19 protein-coding genes are annotated in these 19,731 nt (G+C 38.9%); 4 read left to right on the top strand and 15 right to left on the bottom strand.

What is annotated here, in order from left to right; all coding sequences use genetic code 11:
* Positions 1 to 44 precede the first annotated feature (44 nt).
* The 7 genes from J3L16_RS13535 to J3L16_RS13505 are packed head-to-tail and all read right to left on the bottom strand — an operon-like array spanning position 45 to position 6,571.
* The gene (locus J3L16_RS13535; protein WP_207613522.1) at positions 45 to 983 is read right to left on the bottom strand and encodes a Kiwa anti-phage protein KwaB-like domain-containing protein; all 939 of its coding nucleotides are present in this window, start codon (positions 981 to 983) and stop codon (positions 45 to 47) included.
* 1 nt (position 984) lies between these two features.
* Complete coding sequence (locus tag J3L16_RS13530; protein WP_207613521.1) at positions 985 to 1,539, bottom strand: hypothetical protein; 555 nt, start codon at positions 1,537 to 1,539, stop codon at positions 985 to 987.
* An 11-nt stretch (positions 1,540 to 1,550) separates the two neighbouring features.
* A complete protein-coding gene (locus J3L16_RS13525; protein ID WP_207613520.1) occupies positions 1,551 to 2,363 on the bottom strand; it encodes a hypothetical protein in 813 nt (270 codons plus the stop codon).
* Positions 2,356 to 3,744 (bottom strand): restriction endonuclease subunit S, encoded by a 1,389-nt coding sequence (locus J3L16_RS13520; RefSeq protein WP_207613519.1) that lies wholly within the window; start codon positions 3,742 to 3,744, stop codon positions 2,356 to 2,358. The genes J3L16_RS13525 and J3L16_RS13520 overlap by 8 nt, the downstream gene beginning before the upstream one ends.
* Positions 3,734 to 5,296 (bottom strand): class I SAM-dependent DNA methyltransferase, encoded by a 1,563-nt coding sequence (locus J3L16_RS13515; protein WP_207613518.1) that lies wholly within the window; start codon positions 5,294 to 5,296, stop codon positions 3,734 to 3,736. Before J3L16_RS13515 ends, J3L16_RS13520 begins: the two co-directional genes overlap by 11 nt.
* Positions 5,297 to 5,318: 22 nt before the next feature.
* On the bottom strand, positions 5,319 to 5,690 hold the full coding sequence (locus J3L16_RS13510) for a hypothetical protein (RefSeq protein ID WP_207613517.1): 372 nt from the start codon (positions 5,688 to 5,690) through the stop codon (positions 5,319 to 5,321).
* On the bottom strand, positions 5,687 to 6,571 hold the full coding sequence (locus J3L16_RS13505) for a WYL domain-containing protein (RefSeq protein WP_207613516.1): 885 nt from the start codon (positions 6,569 to 6,571) through the stop codon (positions 5,687 to 5,689). The genes J3L16_RS13510 and J3L16_RS13505 overlap by 4 nt, the downstream gene beginning before the upstream one ends.
* Before the next feature lie 275 nt (positions 6,572 to 6,846).
* Between J3L16_RS13505 and J3L16_RS13500 the strand changes: the two genes are divergently transcribed.
* Complete coding sequence (locus tag J3L16_RS13500) at positions 6,847 to 8,490, top strand: hypothetical protein (RefSeq protein WP_207613515.1); 1,644 nt, start codon at positions 6,847 to 6,849, stop codon at positions 8,488 to 8,490.
* A gap of 19 nt (positions 8,491 to 8,509) precedes the next feature.
* On the top strand, positions 8,510 to 8,689 hold the full coding sequence (locus J3L16_RS13495; protein ID WP_207613514.1) for a hypothetical protein: 180 nt from the start codon (positions 8,510 to 8,512) through the stop codon (positions 8,687 to 8,689).
* On the opposite strand, the gene J3L16_RS13490 is transcribed toward J3L16_RS13495, so the two are convergent.
* The 8 genes from J3L16_RS13490 to nudF all read right to left on the bottom strand — a co-directional run bounded on the left by J3L16_RS13490 (position 8,684) and on the right by nudF (position 17,202).
* Positions 8,684 to 9,727 (bottom strand): TniQ family protein, encoded by a 1,044-nt coding sequence (locus tag J3L16_RS13490; RefSeq protein WP_207613513.1) that lies wholly within the window; start codon positions 9,725 to 9,727, stop codon positions 8,684 to 8,686. The genes J3L16_RS13495 and J3L16_RS13490 overlap by 6 nt on opposite strands.
* A 7-nt stretch (positions 9,728 to 9,734) precedes the next feature.
* Positions 9,735 to 10,772, bottom strand: coding sequence for a TniB family NTP-binding protein (locus tag J3L16_RS13485; RefSeq protein ID WP_207613512.1), 1,038 nt, complete (start codon positions 10,770 to 10,772; stop codon positions 9,735 to 9,737).
* Between the two features lie 9 nt (positions 10,773 to 10,781).
* Complete coding sequence (locus tag J3L16_RS13480; RefSeq protein WP_207613511.1) at positions 10,782 to 12,812, bottom strand: Mu transposase C-terminal domain-containing protein; 2,031 nt, start codon at positions 12,810 to 12,812, stop codon at positions 10,782 to 10,784.
* Positions 12,796 to 13,455, bottom strand: coding sequence for a TnsA endonuclease N-terminal domain-containing protein (locus J3L16_RS13475; protein ID WP_207613510.1), 660 nt, complete (start codon positions 13,453 to 13,455; stop codon positions 12,796 to 12,798). Before J3L16_RS13475 ends, J3L16_RS13480 begins: the two co-directional genes overlap by 17 nt.
* Before the next feature lie 124 nt (positions 13,456 to 13,579).
* The gene (gene parE, locus J3L16_RS13470; RefSeq protein WP_207613509.1) at positions 13,580 to 15,472 is read right to left on the bottom strand and encodes a DNA topoisomerase IV subunit B; all 1,893 of its coding nucleotides are present in this window, start codon (positions 15,470 to 15,472) and stop codon (positions 13,580 to 13,582) included.
* Positions 15,473 to 15,542: 70 nt separating this feature from the next.
* On the bottom strand, positions 15,543 to 16,124 hold the full coding sequence (locus tag J3L16_RS13465; RefSeq protein WP_207613508.1) for a YqiA/YcfP family alpha/beta fold hydrolase: 582 nt from the start codon (positions 16,122 to 16,124) through the stop codon (positions 15,543 to 15,545).
* 8 nt (positions 16,125 to 16,132) lie between these two features.
* Complete coding sequence (locus J3L16_RS13460) at positions 16,133 to 16,555, bottom strand: DUF1249 domain-containing protein (RefSeq protein WP_242698837.1); 423 nt, start codon at positions 16,553 to 16,555, stop codon at positions 16,133 to 16,135.
* 14 nt (positions 16,556 to 16,569) lie between these two features.
* A complete protein-coding gene (gene nudF, locus J3L16_RS13455; RefSeq protein ID WP_207613507.1) occupies positions 16,570 to 17,202 on the bottom strand; it encodes an ADP-ribose diphosphatase in 633 nt (210 codons plus the stop codon).
* A gap of 198 nt (positions 17,203 to 17,400) precedes the next feature.
* Here nudF and tolC point away from each other — a divergent pair, with 198 nt between their 5' ends.
* Together tolC and J3L16_RS13445 are read left to right on the top strand one after the other, a co-directional pair.
* Entirely contained in the window at positions 17,401 to 18,780 is a 1,380-nt protein-coding gene (gene tolC / locus J3L16_RS13450; protein ID WP_207613506.1) for an outer membrane channel protein TolC, read from the top strand.
* Between the two features lie 132 nt (positions 18,781 to 18,912).
* The gene (locus J3L16_RS13445; RefSeq protein ID WP_207613505.1) at positions 18,913 to 19,731 is read left to right on the top strand and encodes an ion transporter; all 819 of its coding nucleotides are present in this window, start codon (positions 18,913 to 18,915) and stop codon (positions 19,729 to 19,731) included.

The following is a 19,731-nucleotide window of genomic DNA, read 5'->3' as shown; positions in this document are numbered from 1 at the left end:
CTATAATCCTTTACTACCCGTAAACTTTTTAACTGTCTTATTAATTACTCTGCCAACTTGTGCTTAACATCCACATCAAAATTTTCATCATTTATCATTGATTTCAATCTATCGTTGTTCAAAACACGTAAAACTGTATCTATATCGTCTTCATCAACAATTAATTTTCCATCTTCAGAGTACTTTATTCCCCAGCCCTCTTGATTACTAACTTGACGCAATTTGGTTAAAAAATTCACATCTTTGTAGTAACCAGACTTCTTCACTTGCGATAACTTTCTTAACCTTGGAAGGCTATTTCCAACCAAGTTTTTAATTTCATCCGCATCTACAAAAAGCTCCGTTTCTTTAAATTCTTCAACAATTAAATCCCTATTATTTTCCATGCCCGCTCTAAAGTTCAAAGCTGATTCAAAATTCTTCTTATCAGCTATAAAAATTACACCTTGATGTGCGAAAAAATCGACTTTCCCATCAATTCTAAAAACATGTTCCTGCTTTAGATCTACAAGCATATTGTCATGGAAGAATGCGCTAACCAGTTGGTTAACTTTCTTGGTAGACCAAGCTTCATTGACCTTTCTAACGGAAAATAAAGGTTCATTGCCTTGAACATCAAACCTTGCGATGTATACCCATGTATCAACAAGGTCTTTATATTCTGTTATAAAATTTGGAGCAGGATCTGCTGTTATTGATTCTAAAATTTTTTGAAAATCGGTTTCGGAACTTTCAATACCCAACATATTGCTATCCAAGTCAGCAGTATTGAAATCATATTCCGCAGCATTATTGGCTTTACTAATTCTTTGATTAGCAATATTTCTTAATTTCAGTTGTAATGAATCATCGGCATTCACTTGATAAACGGTGTATTTTGCTTGTTTATTTCGAAGCTGACGTTTCGCAACAAATAGTGAAACTGTCGCATTTGCCCACTCGTCCTTCTTTATTTCAACTAATAATTGTTCTAAATTTTCCATTTCATACCTTTGGGATGCGTTCTGTTACTAAAAATAATTTTTCTGAAAGTTCAACAATACGACAAGACTCTCCCTGCCTTAGTCTTGAACCTTTAATTAGGAAAAAGTCTTCATACTCTTTACCATCTTTTTTGTATTTAACGTCATATAAGTTGTACCCAAGCAAAGCAAGTACAGGGTTAACAAAGATGTTATGAGTTTTTAATGTCAGCCAATACATGATGAACATAAAAAAGCCAAAACTAATCAATAATTTTGTTTTACCTAAATCCATTACAAAAAACGAAATCATGTAGGGAATACTGTAATTTACCAACTCACCTGATCTATTTGATACAGAAGTTACCTCAACAGGTGGCGATGAAACCTTCAAATATTTAACTGAGAGCCATACAATCAGGCAGCTTATTACTGAAATAGCAATAACCGAATAAACGATCTTTAGATGATTAAACCCTTTCACTGCCCAGTTAAAATCTTGGATAGCGAAAATAATTGCCAGCGGGAAGTACGCACTGATGAAGATAAAAACGGATGACCAAGCCCTTAGTTTCATTTCATGTATCCTTATGATGTTAAATCAGAGATAGTGGCACATAGTACTTGCCAGCTTATCTTCGCTGTGTGTTCATCTGGGTCAAACCTTGCGATGATTTGTTGATTAGGATGAATAAAGTTCCTAAAGTCACGTACCGCATGCCCAAATTTTTTAATATTCATGCTAATAAAACTTTCCGCATGAGCCACATTGATCAGTTCTGCTAACGACCAGTTATGAAATTGCTTAACTTTCCCGTCTTGCTTAGGAGCTGAACTTGAAGTGTTGAATTCCTTTGGGTTTAAAATGGCTGTATGTAGCAAAATAGCTTCCAATGAACTGCCTATCAAGAAGACAACCGATAACCAAGCTCCATTTTTGAGACAGACCTGTATTTCATCAAGTCTCTGTTTCAACACTTGTTCAGTAACAGAATCAAGATTTAGCTTCGAAATTGATGGGGGTTCATAATGCTGTGATAAGAACGATGACACAGTATCAGTGGAAGTCGTCTGTACTGGCGAAATTCCCTGCAACTTGCTGACAATCTGCCAATGATGTTTAGTAAGTTCACCAGCTCCTTCTGGATTAATTGCGTCTACATATTCAAATAAGCTTTTTAATACGTTGGCTACCACTGTATCTGATTCTATTTGCCAGAAACTTCTTAACCTTTTGGCTTTAGAATCACCGAAGGTCGTATATTTATCTAAATAGATCTCGATGCCATGTTGATTAAAAAACTCAGCAAAGGTGTTATTGGAAAAGTCCAATACATAACCACCAGCCATGCCAAGTAAGTCCTCAAGCAATCGTTTATCTACCATAGATAAATTAGCCACTTACCATTTCCTTATGTTGCTTCCGAATACCTAATTCACCTGAGATTAATTTGGGTAATAAGTTATCTCTTAGCTTTTCCAACTCCACTAAGTTTTTACTATTTAGATCAACCTTTTCATCCATTGATGACGAAATAGCTTCAAACTTACTTATTACTAGGTCATCAGGTGCAACATACGGGAGGTTTTTAAAGTCTTTTTGGTTGATACTGCCAAAAACAGTCCCTTCACCTTCATACCTCTCGAAGTAATGACTTAAATTTTGAATTGAGTAATAGGTGAAAGAGATAGCTCCTGATTGATGCCTCACTGCGGCAACGCCTCTGCCAATAGCACAATTTTCTTTTGCCATATTTGCATCACCAACTGGAGCACGCACGCTTACCAATGTATCGAACTTATTTGCAAGTCTTTTTGGAGCCGTACAATAAACTCTGTTTTTAGGATATCTAAAACCAAAGTCCGCACGTCCCTGATAAAATGCGATACCTTCTCCAATTTCATTGTAAGTACTTCCCGGAGGGCTTTGTCCCATAGTTACATCAAAGCTCGAACCTATATTTGATGCCTTCCAACCTTTAGGTATCCAACCATCAAAACCAACTATCGGTTCGCCTGTTTGCTCAAATTCGCTTGGGAATAATACGCGGATATCATCGGGTAGTGGTTTAAAGTCTGGTAGCTGTCGGGCTTGTTTGCGCTGTTCTACTCTGTGTTTCAGTGCTTGAGGGATATCGTTGCCTGCGGCAATGGCGTTGTCGATAACAGGATCAAAATCAACAAACCAGCTTTTGAATAACGCCTTAACTATTTGTTCAAGGGTACGGTTAATCTCAATATTCTTCGAAATTCGACCGTTAAGTGATAACACTACACTCTCTATGAACTCTCTTTCATGATCAGGCGGTATAGGGATTGGTATTTGTTTTACGTCAGAGAGATTGAGAGTTTTCTGGACCGTAGTATTAGCTCTGGAATCTAAAAAGTGTTTTGTAAAAGAAGAGTCCAAACAAATTTTGAGCCAATGAGGGTTGATGGTTTTTACAGGACGAATTACACCAACTGCCCTTGGGACGTTCCACCCTTCATGAGCTTTATTGACGACATACGTTAACCCAGTAGAGCCAACTAGAGTTAACAGCACGTCATTTTCAATTAATCTTGTTTTTTTGTATTTTTCAGCCACGTCTGGTGACACTTTCAGCACTTCAGACGTATCAACGCCATTAGCGCTGAAGTTATTAACTCTAATTATTGGTACGCCATCTGGATCATGTTGACCCGGTTGAACGACACCATAGGAAATATTATTGGTCTCAGTAAGTTCTACTAGTTTTTTTGTTTTCCAATGAGCTGGAACTGTATTTAAGCTATCTCCCATAACCCAACACCTCCAAGTTTTGGCGAATCGCTTTATCCAGCGCTTCGGCCTCTTCCATTTGGCTATATAAGGTTTGGCTTAGCTCTTTCATTTTGACTTCAAAAGGAATGCCATCATCTTCTAATTCGGCAGCACCAACATAACGCCCCGGTGTTAATACGAAGTCGTTGGCTTTAACTTCTTCCAGCGTTGCGGACTTTGAATAACCTGCTTTATCTTGGTACTCGCCACCTTTCTTCTCACCACGCCATGCATGATAACTTCTAGCAATTTCAGCGATATCATCCGTGGTTAATTCTTTATGAACACGGCTAACCATAGTGCCCATTTCACGGGCATCGATAAATAAGGTTTCACCTTGACGGTCACGATAACCAAGTTCAGTATTTTCTTTTTTGTTTTTGGTTATAAACCATAGGCAGACTGGAATTTGCGTGGTGTAGAAAAGCTGCCCCGGTAATGCAATCATGCAATCTACCAAATCATTTTCGATAATTTTCTGTCGAATTGTGCCTTCACCGCCTGTGTTAGAACTCATTGAGCCATTGGCAAGAACAAAACCTGCTGTACCGTTTTCACTAAGCTTCGAGATCATGTGCATGATCCACGCATAGTTAGCATTTCCTGTGGGTGGAACTTCAAAGCCTGCCCAACGAGGATCATCGACTAGCTCGTTGTCTGCACGCCATTGCTTCTGGTTAAATGGCGGATTCGCCATAATGAAATCAGCTTTTAAATCGGGGTGCTGATCTTTAAAAAAGCTATCGCCTGCAACATCACCTAAATTACCGTTAATACCACGTACCGCAAGGTTCATTTTGGCTAGTTTATGAGTAGTACTGGTGTACTCCTGTCCATAAATAGAAATGTCTTTTTTATTACCGTTATGGCTATCAATAAACTTCAAGGATTGCACAAACATACCGCCACTTCCGCAGCATGGGTCGTAGATCTTACCTTTGAATGGCTCTATCATTTCAGCGATAAGCGATACAACCGATTTTGGCGTGTAGAACTCTCCACCGCCTTTGCCTTCATTCGCGGCAAACTTACCTAAAAAGTATTCGTAAACACGACCTACAAGATCTTCCTCAGTCATATGACATTCGTTGGCAACAGTGTCGATGTTATTGATGGTATCGATAAGAGCCGCCAGCTTACTGACATCTAGCCCTAAACGTGAAAAGTAATTGTCCGGCAATGCGCCTTTCAATGACGCATTGTTTTTCTCAACCGTATGTAGTGCAGTATCAATTTTTACTGCAATGTCGTCTTGCTTAGCTTGCTTTTGAATAAACGACCAACGCGCCTCTTCAGGTAAATAGAACACGTTGTCTTTGGCATAAAACTCAACCATATCAACATAGTCGCCCATGCCTTCGGCAATTAGTTTTTCACGCTGCTTTTCAAACTTATCGCTGACAAATTTCAGGAAGATAAGGCTTAGTACGATGTGCTTGTACTCTGACGATTCAACACTACCACGAAGTTTATTAGCCGCATCCCAAAGTGATTCTTCAAATCCAATTTCTTTTTTGTTAGCTTTTGCCATGTTTATAAATTCCTTAAATTCTCTAACTCGCAGCAAAAAGCGCAATAATGGCAACGACTAAAGCAGCAAGTGCTATGTAGTTTGCTTTTTCTGATTGTTTAACTGATTGGTAAGATAGATAGCTGAAATACGTATCTGGATTTAACTGCCACTTTGCAGGGAGGTTGTGAGTAAAAGTACCATCAATTTTGGTGTGCAGCTCGATGCTATCTGGACCGTTTGGCTGCAAACAGATATCTCGCATTATTTCTGCAATGCGATAATCACTGATGCCATTTAGCTCTGGTGTTTTAGCTGCTTCACAAATACTGAAGCTGTCACCTGATTTATTTTTATCTAAAATAAATTCCGTTACCTTAAGTACATCAGGTTTGGTTTTATCTATTTTGCTCATTCACTTTCCTTGTATCCGGGCGCAATATTCAGGCAAGACAACTCACCTAATTCATTTATATTTTTGAGCCATAAATGGTGTTCACCACCACTAAGCGAGGCATTGCTACTACAGTCCACGTTCCATTGACGCATTAAGTAGCCTAGGAGCGCTTCTCGCACTTCTAAATGCAAAACACCACTACTAATACCAAAATCTAACTCTATCGCCTTAGGATGGCTTACAGATGGATGAATAGTTAACTCAATGCTAACAACGTTGTGCCACCGTTTGTCATATTCACCAGATTGAATGGTAGCGATTGGTTTTTGTATTTCGATTACGTTTTGTAATCGCGTACAAACGAAGTCACGAAACTCCTTTGATTTCTTATCAAAAGCGCGAACATGCCAACGCTGACCATTATTGGCGATAGCATGTGGAACAATCTCGCGAGAACTTTCACCAGAGCTTAATGAAATATAATCGCATGAGATTGCATGACGGTTATTGATCGCACGCATTAGCGTAGCGATAACTTCAGACTCAGGGTGAATTAAACGAGTGGCGTCAATACATTTTTCTGATGGGCTAACGCCCTGTGATAAGCCATCACCAAAACCACGACAAAGACTTCCGAGTATCGCTTCAGGGTTATGCTCAAAAACGGGCTTGAATTCGTCAGTACGATAATACTGTTTGGTTTCATGCTTTAGCGTCATGTTTTTTGGCGCTAACTCTTTATACAAAGTTAAGTCGCGTGAACAAGACGCTAGGCCAGTCTTAAAGTGATTAACAAGATCAGCTCTCGCCAATTGCCCAATGAATTGTAGGCAAAAGTCGATAAATGCTAGCCGCTCTCTCTGCGCATAGTTAAGTTCTGTGAGATCAGTCACTGTCACTTTTAATTATTTTTATGTTTATTAATTATCACTTTAAACAGAATACCTGTCACTTGCAATCAAAATAGTAATATCATTTAGATGATATCATTTTGACTTGATCTATCATGATTTACTGCTTAACTAAAAAGTAACTTCCATAAAACAAGCTCAACACTGTGTTACTTATTCGTCCATATCCTAAAGCCACTGACACTTTGCCCAATTACCTGCTCAGCTTAACTGCGGCAAATGGTTACAAAAACTCAATGCAGCTATTGCGTGATGAGCGTTGCTTGTTAAGCAACAACAGGCTACCGGGTAAAAAAATATTTTTTGGGGATTTTGATTTAAACAGGGTTGCAACGCTGGCAAATATTGAGACTTTGCAATTAAGAGAGTTAAGTTTCAAACATACATTGAGCACACGGTGTTTAGCGTTTAGGCATGAGTTTTTGACCAAAACAATTAACTTTTCTAATGTTCGAATATGTCCTTATTGCTATCAAGAACAGCAATCTATTCCGTTCACCAACAGCTTGCTGGCGAAAACATTTTGCATTACGCATGAAACACCATTAGTAGCCATTCATCCTGATACTGGTAAGAAGCTAACATGGGCTACACGTTACCTGTGGCGTGATGCTCCAACATGGATACCTCAAATACACCCGATTGATATTGGCGAAGCTGAATTAGCAATAAATGAACAATTAGAAAAGCTCTCCAACAATAGCTTAGTAATAGCTAATCAAGCTCTAGATCTTGCTGAATACTGTGACTTGCTAGAGTTTTTTGCTCGGTTTCATCAGGTAGCATTTGGTTCAAATACCACGACAAAATATGAACCCAACCCAAGCCGTAATTTCTATGCTCCGGCTCATTGGTATATCGCTGAATGGCCTGCTCGCTATTTTGAGTTACTAGACCATTTTGAATCAAACCCGATGGCTTCTTCACGATTAACTGGAGTGCGTAAATGCTTTAGAGATCTCTATGATGATCTTTATAGCCTAGAGAATAAATATTCAGCAGCTTATAAACTGCTTAAATCAGGGTTTGAGCAGTACCTGAAAGATCATTATTCAAATGGTCTGTTAATGTCATCACTCTCAATTGTTAGTGATGAAGTAAAAACAGAATCTACTTACATCAGCAAAGAACAAGTCGCAAAAATTCTAGGATGCCGCGTATCGAGAGTTAACCTGTATGTCCGGGAGGGGCAATTATCAGTGAGTAAGACATTAGCTAATGACACTGACTTGTTTAAGCGGATTGATGTTCATAATTTCAAAAATAAGTTAAGCCATTGTCTCTCGATTGAGCAATGCGCAGCATACTTATCTATAAGTGCTTACCATGCAAGATTGTTATTTAGGGCTGTTATTATTAAGCCATTGCTGCGCCCTACAGAGTCAAATAGAGATTGGCTTATTGATCGATCTGAAGCAGATAAACTAGTAACACAACTCATCGCTAGTGCTTGTAAAAATGTCAGGGCTAATCGACATGCTGTTAAACGCTACACGTTTTCAAAGGTAAATTTCGCTAATCTGATAAAATCTATGCTGTCTGGTGCAATAGAATACTGCTATAAACCTGATAAGAAAGAGCCTCATTCGCTCAAGCAATTTATACCGATTTTGGACGATACTGATGAGCCAAACCAACTATTTGTTAGTCCCTCTGAGGCCATTAAGCTTTTAAATACCAATAAAAATGCGATCTACGATTTCATAAAGCTTGGATATTTGAAGGCTAAAAAAATCAAAGTAAAGCGCACGCCTAGACCTGTAAAAATGATTTCAAAAGCGAGCATTGCTAATTTTAAATCGCATTACTTGCTTCGTAACCAGCTAAATTCTCCTTTAGCTAATTACAAGAAGTTATCAGGGCCTAACATTGATGGATGTTGCGTTAACTTATACGTAAAACCATAAAGAAATGGTGGCAACGAAAATGAAGATCAATAACTCAGAAACACTCAAGCAAGCATTGGCTAACATTAGACTAGCAAATCTATCGCTTTCTCCTGAAGTCTATGCTTTGCTTAAACAAGCGCTAAAAGATAGAAATGTTGATACTAATGATATTGAAATTTTACTCAAAAGTTATTTTTCAGCGTCCCCTAAATCATGATTCAAAAGTTTTGATAACCTCTGGCAAGTGCAACACTAATATATTTTCACGAGGTTTTCTCATTATTAGAGATGAATACTCTTTTTCAACAAACTGAATAAATGCTTTTTCGTCATATTTAAATAACCGTGCTACCCAAGATAGACCTGCTGTTAACTCCTCATGATCCAATTTTTCAGACATTATCAGTTCACGTATAGCTTGGCGAAAAAAGCTACCATCATCATCTTCAAAGTCTTTGGCTTTTTTTAAAAAGATATTGGCTAAGCTCACTCTTCCCACTGAAACACAACTATTAACAACTTTCAGTAAACACTCAGACAACTTTTCACTACTTTGATAAAGCTCAGAAGATGAAAATTGATATTGGTGGAGCTGCTCAATTGAGAGAAATCGCCTTTGTTTATACTCATAGCCAATTTCAGAAGCTAACCCTGTTAATGGAGCCAAAATACTTATGGACTTTAACAAGGGGATATATGAGCGCTCTAGTTCTCTTGAAAATATTTCTTGTTCTTTACAGCTTTCAAAAACGTCATAAGCCACATTACTGTAAATATCAGGCTTAACTCTTTTTGTACTAAAGTCAGCAATATCGGTATGGCAACTTAAACACTTACCTGCAATAACAGACTCTGGCGTTAAATTTTCACCGCAACTAGTACATATATCAGTTAATAGAGTTTTGTGTTCAGAGCAAACTAGATATGCCCTTAAATGCCAATATGCTGGGATCACTCTGCTACTTTCTGCATAACAGCTAGGGCATATTTTAAATCTTGAAAAATCGAAATATTCCTTAAAATTAGAATAAAATAGCCATACATCTATTAGACTCGATACTTTACTTCTTCCTGATATATTACTTAGCCAATTTTTTAACTTTTCACGGTCATCAGCTTTATACGAATACAAAGGAGCAACTTCAGCCCTTAAAAACTGCTTAAGACGATTATCAGTCCAACTGTTTAGCCTTGCACATCGATACAAATAGCTTTGAAATGATTCGCCATCTTTAATATATGGTCTTACTAGCATTTTTATTTTATTGTTTTTTTAAAGCCATCTTCAGTTCAAGATCAGAAAACTTAACCTTAGCGTATTGAGCTTCTTCAACTCTTAGCGCATTTTTAGGTGCATCTGAGTTCCAGTAAGAATCCTGCACTTGCTGCTTAGCTTCTATATCTCTGAGGTTCATATTGAACGGATTTGTTTCTTCGAGAAAATCAAGGTGATCTTCAGCAGCTCCAGCTAAATGGTCTACTGTCAATAAATCTTCATTATCAATCACGGCATCAATTGCGGCAGGCATAATGATACCTTCCATCAAATCTGAAAGGTTTCCTGAAGATGCGGCAAATAATTTGAACGCTAATTCATGGTCTTCCCACATAGAGCCATCAAATTCTATTGGTAACTCTTCCTGAACGATTTCTAAAAACATTTGAAATTCATCAAATGTGTCTAGAGAAAAATTCTGAATTTTGAATTTGCTTTTTCGCACACGCCTCTTGAGTTGGCTGTTTACTTCAAAGATTGGGGTAGACCACGGCATACCAAAGAATGCTATGGGCACTTTAGCTTTGTTAATAAGCCTTTTTAAGTACTCACCAATTTCTTTTAGTACTTCCTTGTTCGTTGTTTCGATAGCATGTTGAAACTCGTCAATAATGATTAACTCTACTTTAGTCTTGCTTAGTAAGTCAGCTATATCATCCAACAGTGAATTAGCATCACCACTAGCTTTAACAGGGTCTCCTAATCGTTTCAATAGCTCAACCGCTACAGGCTTTGGGTGCTTAGCCTTTGGCAGCTCACAATACAAAACGGGAATAATCGTTCTTTCATCTTCCTCGCTCACTAGCGTTGAGCGAGGATTGTTCTTCATATACTGTTCGATAAAGGTTGTTTTACCAACCCCCGTTTCACCTGTAACCAACATACAAGTGGGTAGATGTTCGTAATTATCAATAATACTCAACTGGCGGATCTTTTTCATATTGTCGAGAATCAGTTGCAAGTTCTCTGATGGCACAAAAATATTTTTGATAATTTTTATTTTTTCTATCTGCTCTGGTGTCATGATAAGCCTTTAGAATTCTAATTTTTTACGCATTTTGTTGTTCTTCCCATCATAAGTTTTAATACTGTCAGTACTAGCAGAAGATTTGGAAGCTTCATTAGATTTATTGTGTTGGGTTGGTTTATTTTGTGGTGCCTGTTTATCAATTTCATCATGCACGGAGTCTTTGACTGTGTTATCCGATTGTTGCCCTATATCCAAAACTCTTGCAACGGCAGCAGAAGCAGCCACACTTTTATTTTTTCTAGACTCAATATGCTCCCTAACCATGTCCATTATTTGCATTTTAGCTACGGCAAGAGCCTCAGTATCAACTTTTCCTTGTATAAACTTCTTGTGGAAGGTTTTAATAACCTTATGCTGATGCAAAGATAGTTTTTGAGCATATTTTTGATTCAATGCTTTGACTTCAAAAAACTTATTTTCATCAGGATCAAAAACCTGAATTTGGCCTAAATTCTCTCGATCATATTTGAACAAGGTTTTTTCAAAACCTCTTCTGGCTCTGAGGTTAGTTAAGGCTTGATTGTCGTAATCTATATAGTCAAATCTAATGCCATCTTTGGTGTTTTTTAGTTTTTTGCTTTCAGACAACACTATATTTAGCGCGTCTTTATGTATTACTCTCCGAGGGACTTTATCTAAGTCTTCAGCCCAACTTACACTTGGGATAATTCGGCCTTTGGATACTTTCTTCTGGTGATATACGTCAATTATCCATTTATGAAAAATTTTCATAAATAAAGTCATTGTTATAATGGCGTGTTTTTCGGGCTTGTATGCATTAGTATCTAAGATGTTTGGGAAAACCTTTCCTTGCTTATCACTCAATAATTCATCATTGATAGTTCTGAAGTGCCTTTCAATACTACCTTTATACCATCCATGCCTTCCGGGGTTTTTCTGAATTCTGATATTAAGGTCCATACAAGCATCTTGTAATGCGATACTTTCGAAGTCCTTCCCCCTGTCAGTTACTAGTACTTTAGGAAAGCCATAACAATCATATTCGTTCACCACTTCAGGGTAGAGTTCTTTGACATAAGTTTTAGGCAAAATAGCATGTCGTAATGCTCTAGCAATACTTAAATAGCTCGGCTTTTCAAATCCCACATAAAAGCCTAAAACACTCTTAGATTTGTAATCTAAAATTGAAGTTATATATGGTCGTCCTAGTATTAGATCGCTTTTTTCATCAACAATAAATAAGTCAAGTTGAGTGTGATCGGCTTCTACTCTTTGTAAAATTAGCGAAATTTCTTGCGGTAGTTTCGCTTGTTTAAATGCGATATTAGCAGCTTCTTTTCCTTCCCTTGCTAACTTGAGTTGCTTAGGAGCTTCTTTTTCCAAACGCTTAATAAAAGCTGGTAATGACGGTACTTTTCTCTTTTTTGAGGGTTCATCAATTTTACCATTATCAAATTCAACAAGTGTCTCCAAATGGTCATAGGAACTTGCGATAGAAGGCTTCTCAAGACTCTTGAAATAGGCTATTGCTGTAACAATATGTTGATCAACTTCAGGGACTACCTTAGTTTTATAATTCCCTTTGTGTGAATCTAGGGGAAGCAAACCTCGAATGCTGTTATTCGCTTCAATGTAGCTTGATATCCAACGTTGGACTGTTCGCGCATGTGGTCTTTTTTTGATAGTTGCAAAGGGGTCATCTTGGCCCGACCAAATTTCATCAATAATGGGATCAATAACATCTTTTGAACGAGACGCTATATCCCTTTCAAGAATACCGTTAACGAAAGCATATTTATCTCTGGCTTTTTGTTTTTCTTTTTCACTAAAACTAGCGAAGTCTTTAGCGTCTATACCACTGACTCTGCTTTCCGCTGGAGCCTGCGGTTTTATAATTGCAGTCCCCAAAACGACCAATTCATCTAATTCGGTGATTTTTCGTTTAGACTTAATTTGAGTAAAAGTGTCTAAGATTCTGATGTAGTTATTACCGCACTCCACAATTTTAAATTGCTTCTCTGTGTCACCAGAATTAATAATAATATGGTCGCCAACTTTATAAGTACTGATCATAGCCACTCCCGCTATTGTACACAGTTGTATCCTTCGACAAATAATCCATTTCCAAGTCAGCTATAAGTACTTTATCAAAGATAAGACGGTATATTTGCTCAAACTCCACATCCGTTGATTCGTCTGCTATTAAATCTCGAATTGTAATACCGTCTTTATCTTCGAATGCCTTTATGATGTGAAGAAGAAACTGACTATCTATATCGATCGTCTTAGCACTGTATAGTGTCTGGAGGTTTTCGTAATAAAACTCCTGCCTTATTGTCTCTTCTGTAATAACCTTCAGGTTTTTACCCAATCTTGCGGCACCTTTCGCTATAGCTTCTTTCCAAGCCTCATAGTTTTCTATTCTTTCAAGGTCAGCAACATATTTAACTTCAAAGTAACATACCGAACCATCTTCATAGAAAACCTCAAAGTCCGCTGTATATTTTCGCTCTTTGCCTTCAAAGAAGTATGAAAATTTAGGCGGTTGAGCCATATAACTCTTTACGGTGGGATCGTATTCTAGGTGATAGACATAATCAGCCTCTAGCGGGCTTTCAGTATATGTAATGGGATCTAATGACTTGTTACCATTTTGCACATTAATGCTTTTAGACATTAAGTGCTTAATAACTCGTCTTGATTCTGATTTGGGCATCACTCTATAACTCCGATTGCATATCAAAGTTATAGAGCAACTTGCTTGTCATGTCAAAAAGTAGTTTAGCTATGACATTTTTTAGTTTAGTGATGTCAGCTTATGGTTTAGCCTACAGCTGAAGTTACACAACCTCAGCTAAATTACCTTTATTTTCTAGCCATTGCTTGCGGTCGCTCGCCCGCTTTTTGGCTAGCAACATATCCATTAGTTCCATCATATCCACGTCGTCATCTACTGTGAGTTGGACAAGCCTACGAGTATTAGGATCCATGGTGGTTTCTCGCAGTTGAAGCGGGTTCATTTCACCTAGTCCTTTGAAACGTTGCACGTTCACTTTGCCTCGTTTCTTTTCGGCTTCAATACGGTCTAGAATGCCTTTTTTCTCGCTTTCATCCAGTGCGTAAAACACTTCTTTGCCTACGTCTATTCTGAATAAAGGTGGCATAGCAACATACACATGGCCTGCTTCGACAAGAGGTCTGAAATGGCGAACAAATAAGGCGCAAAGTAATGTGGCTATGTGTAAACCATCGGAATCCGCATCGGCTAAAATACATATTTTTCCGTATCTAAGGCCACTTAAATCGCTGGAATCTGGGTCGATACCTAAGGCAACAGAAATATCATGTATTTCTTGGGACGCAAGTACTTGAGTAGATTCTACTTCCCAGCTATTCAGTATTTTTCCACGTAGCGGCATTATGGCTTGAAATTCTCGATCTCGCGCTTGTTTTGCAGAGCCACCTGCCGAGTCACCTTCCACTAAAAACAACTCTGAATAAGCTAAATCTTGAGATGCGCAATCGGCTAATTTACCGGGTAACGCTGGGCCTTGTGTCACTTTTTTACGTGCGACTTTCTTGTTTTGTCGCAATCGGCGCTGGGCATTGCTAATACACATTTCTGCCAAACTTTCAGCGACGTCAGTATGCTGGTTCAACCAAAGACTAAACGCGTCTTTAACAACCCCAGAAACAAACGCAGCAGATTGGCGAGACGATAAGCGCTCTTTAGTTTGCCCTGCAAATTGTGGATCTTGCATTTTAGTTGATAAAATATAAGCACAGCGGTCCCAAATATCATCTGGGCCTAACTTAACACCGCGAGGTAATAAGTTTCTAAACTCACAAAATTCACGCATCGATTCCAACAAACCTTGGCGTAAACCATTTACATGAGTCCCTCCTTGGGCGGTAGGAATTAAGTTCACATAACTTTCTGTGACCAGTTCACCCCCTTCGGGTAACCACATCACAGCCCAATCGGCGGCTTCTTCTTTTCCTGCAATACTGCCAACAAAAGGCGTATCATCAGGCAAGGTAACAAATTCACTGACCGATTGATAAAGATAGTCTCTTAGGCCATCTTCAAAGTGCCATTCTGTTGAATCTTTCGCAATTTTATTGTCAAAACGAATACGCAACCCTGGGCAAAGTACCGCTTTAGCGCGCAAAATATGGCGTAACTTAGACACAGAAAACTTGGCTGAATCAAAATATTGTGGGTCTGGCCAAAAACGCACTGTGGTGCCAGTATTGCGCTTGCCACAGGTATCAACAACGGTTAAATCCGACACTTTGTCACCATCGGCAAACGCGATATTAAACACATTGCCGTCACGTCGAATATTCACTTCGACACGGTTAGAAAGCGCATTCACCACACTGATCCCTACGCCATGTAAACCACCGGAAAAGTTATAATTTTGATTGGAAAACTTTCCCCCCGCGTGAAGCTTGGTCATAATTAGCTCCACACCGGAAATCCCTTCTTCAGGGTGAATATCTACGGGCATACCACGACCATCGTCTATCACTTCTAACGATTGGTCTTCATGTAAGATCACTTTAATATTTCTGGCGTGGCCTGCTAACGCTTCATCCACACTGTTATCAATCACTTCTTGGCTTAAGTGATTGGGCCGTGTGGTATCGGTATACATTCCTGGACGGCGTTTAACCGGGTCTAATCCGTTTAAAACCTCAATGGCTTCAGCGTTATATTGTGTAGACATATGCGCGTATCAACACCTGTTTTAATTGTGAATAGTCAAAGTTAATCTATCTGATGTTATCAGCGCTTGTTTAACCAAGCAAAAATTTTGCAATTGAAGGAAGGTGATCAGAAAAATTCACGAATCTATGATCGCCCCCCTCTTCTATTGTTAATGCGCTATCTTGATATTTCTTTTCTGCTTGACGGTAATCCAAAGTTTCGTCACCGGTTTGCAACAGCACTTTATAATCTGAGGCACGGCGTACTGACGGAGTGTCTAATGCTGCAATTGTGGTCATGTCTTGCTGACGTAATTCAAATTTTTCTTGAGTATAAGGGTTAACATGCTCGCCCAGGTAATCTTGAAATAGTTCGTACGGCCTTACCGCGGGATTAATCAACACGCCTTTTCCACCACAAGTTTCAACTAACCAAGTAGCAAGGTAACCACCCATAGAACTGCCTATAACCGCAATGCCTTCTCCTACAGCCAGTTTTTCTTGCGTAATCAGTGCCTCCATCGCTTCACGTAATTTATCCGGCCTATTGGGAAGCTGCGGAATAACCATACGACATTCAGGATGATGCGCCGAAAAGTAATCAAGTGCTTCCTGCGCTTTTTCAGATTGCGGTGAACTTAAAAACCCATGTAAATACACAATCGTTTTCATTTTATTCCTTACTGATTAATCGATACGGTTTGGCGGTGTTTTAAACAGAACTTGAGCCATTCACCAAGAAACCCATTTACCCGCTCTTTTTCATCTCTGTGACGCATATTAGGATTGGGGTAGTCATAAGAAGGTGCAAGCGCACCTGCATGCTGGCTGCTCAGCACTTCAGCCATACGTGCGTCGTGATATAAACGAATATCCATCACAGGTGTTAAAAAGGATTGCCCACCATCGAGCTGTTCCATTTTCAGCGTTGTTGTATAAGGCGCAGTGTCTAAAATCGTCATTCGATATTTTAACCGATTAGAAACAGAAAAGGTGTAACTTAAGGCGTCCGTATCTATATCGGGAAGTAAGCTCATTACATAGGCGTAGTTGTTTGCACATACGGCCTGTAAATTTGCTAAATGAGGGACATACTTTTTCAAAATCACTCCGAAAATTAACGCCTAACTGAAGCCCACGTATCAAGTAATGATGCTTTATTCATAAAAAACCATTGTAGCGCAATTATGGTCGCGGCGTTGTTGATTATACCTGTATCAAGCCATTTTTTTGCTTCTACTTCGCTCACTCTATGTACTCGGATATCTTCAGATTCATAATCTAAACCATGCACGCCTGATGCAGTCGACGCATCCACTTTCGCCATAAACACAGTGAGCTGTTCTGAGGTTCCTCCGGGGCTGGCTAAATAACCACAGGCTTTCACCACATCAGTCACATCAACATTTGCTTCTTCTTTGGCTTCTCTTACTACCACCTCTTCCATGGTTTCCCCTTCATCCACAATACCCGCGATGACTTCAATTAACCAAGGGTTGTCAGACGTTTCCATTGCCCCCATTCTAAATTGCTCAATTAAGACGAATTCTTTTCGTTCAGGGTCATAAGGTAATACGGCTACTGCATGGCCCCGTTCAAATAGCTCTCGGGTAAAAGGGGTGTTCCAGCCGCCTTCAAATAATCGGTGTTTTACCGTGTAACGCACCATTTTGAAAAAACCGGTATAAAGGGATTCGGTTTCTAGTATTTTGACGTCTTTTTTCGAAAAAACAGGGCTTATCTTTGCCATTTTGTGCTCCAGTATCGCGTTTATCGTTTTATCATAGCGTTCTGGCGAACCACGTTCACACAATCTGTTACACTTGTGTAGTCTTATGTAATATAAATATAAGTATAATTGAATAATAGAGATTGTTTTTTTAGTTGCTATCGATAGGTATTGAGGGCTAATTAAACAGGGATAACATTTCACCAGTAAGGCTAAAGAATGAAAAAAACCGCGTTATCATTGTTAGTAGGACTTGTATTCTCTGGCGCATCAGCGGCAGATAACCTAGTTGACATATATGAACAAGCACTTGCTAACGACCCGGTAGTTAAGCAAGCAAAGGCTAACCGCGATTCTGCGTTTAAAGGGATCTCTGTGAGCCGAGCAGATTTGCTCCCACAAGTATCGGCGTCAATTGGTTACACCTTTACTGGTGGTACGTCGTCTCAAGCCGCACAAATTGAAGATGCTGATGGAAATGTTGTAGGTTTTAATTTCCCCGTGTTTGATTCAGAGCGAACCAACTTTAATTATGGCATTGACGCAAGTATATCCATTTATGACCATAGTAATTGGGTGAACTTACGCAGAGCAGAAAAGGTTGCTCAGCAAAGCGACTCTCAATACGCAGCGGAATTACAAGAATTAATTGTTAGAGTTGTCACAGCCTATCTTTCTGTTTTGCGTGAGCAAGACAATTTAGAATTTGTACAAGCAGAAAAACGCGCTATTGCCCGCCAACTTGAACAAACTAAACAACGTTTTGAAGTGGGTTTAACGGCCATTACTGACGTTCACGAAGCCCAAGCAAATTTTGACAACACAGTCGCCAGCGAGATACAGGCAGAAAACGCGGTTGAGCTAGCATTAGAAGATTTACGAGTAATTACTGGTAAATACCACAAAGGTTTAGACGTATTAAATAAAGAACGTTTCAGCGCGACCCGCCCACAACCTGAAACGGTGAAAGAATGGCTCGATATTGCCGAAGAACGCAACCTTGAACTATTAGCGCAAAACTTACAAATTCAAATTGCAAAAGATGACATCGATGCAACCAAAGCGGGTTTATATCCTACTGCAAGCTTGTCTGCATTTTACGATGAGGATGATTCTACACAAACAATAGGCGATCTTCCTGAAGCCGATATTCCTTCCGTTGATACCTATGGCGCTCAAGCAACAATTAGCATACCTATATTTGCAGGTAACCGTATTCGTTCACAAACCAAGCAAGCACGCTATGCCTATGTAGTTGCAAGTGAACAACGTGAGTTAATTCATAGACAAACTATTCAACAAGTTCGCAGCTCTTACAATGATGTACGTGCAGCGGTTTTGAGTATAAAAGCATTAGGGCAATCAGTTGTATCTGCAGAAAGTGCGTTACAAGCCACAGAAGCTGGCTTCGATGTAGGTACCCGTACTATAGTTGATGTACTAGATAGTACGCGAAATTTGTTCGATGCTAGCCGTAATTTGGCCAGTGCACGTTATGACTTCATTCAAGCAGTTATTAATCTAAAGCGCGCATCAGGAGAGCTAACAAAAAGCGATCTTGAAATGATAAACAAAGGCTTAATGACACCTAAATCTTAAGTAGAAGTAACTTCAGACTTCGCCTTATCCTCTGAGGCGAAGTCTTATTTATCATATCCAGTAACATATTTTTGTTGAAACTCACTTCACTATCAGCAAAAATCTAGTCGTCATTTATTCACTATTTTATTTATGCAAACCTCAGCGCTACAACACCGTTTTGAACGTATACGTTCTAATAAATTTTTCGAATTTTTTGTCATTTCAGTCATAGTATTATCGGCTCTGTTAGTCGGTGCGAAAACCTACCCTCTACCTTCAGCAATTACTCAAGCTACTCGTTTTTTCGACTGGTTTATTAGTTTGTTTTTTCTCACCGAAATCTTGATTCGATTTTTAGCCGCGAAGAATAAAGTGACCTTTTTTAAATCCTTTTGGAATTGGTTCGATACCTTAATTGTTTTTATTAGCATGATCCCAGCCGAAAATGCAGAAATGGCGATAATTGCTCGATTGGTTAGGGTTTTTAGAGTGTTAAGGATGGTTTCAATTGTTCCTGAATTACGGATATTGCTAGTTTCATTAGTAAAAGCCTTGCCTCAATTGGGTTATGTTATGTTGCTAATGTTCATTATTTTTTATATCTACGCAGCAATTGGCAGCACTTTGTTTGAAGCAATCAATCCAACATTATGGGGAGACATTACCATTTCATTGCTCACGTTATTTAGGGTAATGACCTTTGAAGATTGGACCGACGTAATGTACGAAACCATGGAAGTTTACCCGTTGAGCTGGGTGTATTACTTAACCTTTATATTCCTATCTGCATTTGCGTTTTTAAACATGGTTATAGGCATAGTAGTGAACGTAATGGAACAAGAAAATGCTAACGCTCGAATGGCTTTAGACATCGAAAATAGAGAGCCAACTATTGCCGATGTGATGGTGGAATTAAAGTCGCTAAGGCAAGAGTTAGAAAAGACGAAATCAACAAAAACGCCGCAATAA

Source organism: Alteromonas sp. 5E99-2 (genome assembly GCF_017368475.1).
Classification (GTDB): domain Bacteria; phylum Pseudomonadota; class Gammaproteobacteria; order Enterobacterales; family Alteromonadaceae; genus Alteromonas_F.
The sequence above is the reverse complement of the archived record's forward strand: the minus strand, read 5'-3'. Positions and strand labels throughout refer to the sequence as shown.

Coding starts and splice junctions, on each gene's coding strand:
- J3L16_RS13475 (WP_207613510.1), bottom strand. CDS start 13,455: ATGCCCAAATCAGAATCAAGACGAGTTATTAAGCACTTAATGTCTAAA.
- J3L16_RS13530 (WP_207613521.1), bottom strand. CDS start 1,539: ATGAAACTAAGGGCTTGGTCATCCGTTTTTATCTTCATCAGTGCGTAC.
- parE (WP_207613509.1), bottom strand. CDS start 15,472: ATGTCTACACAATATAACGCTGAAGCCATTGAGGTTTTAAACGGATTA.
- J3L16_RS13515 (WP_207613518.1), bottom strand. CDS start 5,296: ATGGCAAAAGCTAACAAAAAAGAAATTGGATTTGAAGAATCACTTTGG.
- J3L16_RS13495 (WP_207613514.1), top strand. CDS start 8,510: ATGAAGATCAATAACTCAGAAACACTCAAGCAAGCATTGGCTAACATT.
- J3L16_RS13480 (WP_207613511.1), bottom strand. CDS start 12,812: ATGATCAGTACTTATAAAGTTGGCGACCATATTATTATTAATTCTGGT.
- tolC (WP_207613506.1), top strand. CDS start 17,401: ATGAAAAAAACCGCGTTATCATTGTTAGTAGGACTTGTATTCTCTGGC.
- J3L16_RS13490 (WP_207613513.1), bottom strand. CDS start 9,727: ATGCTAGTAAGACCATATATTAAAGATGGCGAATCATTTCAAAGCTAT.
- J3L16_RS13445 (WP_207613505.1), top strand. CDS start 18,913: ATGCAAACCTCAGCGCTACAACACCGTTTTGAACGTATACGTTCTAAT.
- J3L16_RS13465 (WP_207613508.1), bottom strand. CDS start 16,124: ATGAAAACGATTGTGTATTTACATGGGTTTTTAAGTTCACCGCAATCT.
- J3L16_RS13510 (WP_207613517.1), bottom strand. CDS start 5,690: ATGAGCAAAATAGATAAAACCAAACCTGATGTACTTAAGGTAACGGAA.
- J3L16_RS13535 (WP_207613522.1), bottom strand. CDS start 983: ATGGAAAATTTAGAACAATTATTAGTTGAAATAAAGAAGGACGAGTGG.
- J3L16_RS13485 (WP_207613512.1), bottom strand. CDS start 10,772: ATGACACCAGAGCAGATAGAAAAAATAAAAATTATCAAAAATATTTTT.
- J3L16_RS13520 (WP_207613519.1), bottom strand. CDS start 3,744: ATGGGAGATAGCTTAAATACAGTTCCAGCTCATTGGAAAACAAAAAAA.
- nudF (WP_207613507.1), bottom strand. CDS start 17,202: ATGGCAAAGATAAGCCCTGTTTTTTCGAAAAAAGACGTCAAAATACTA.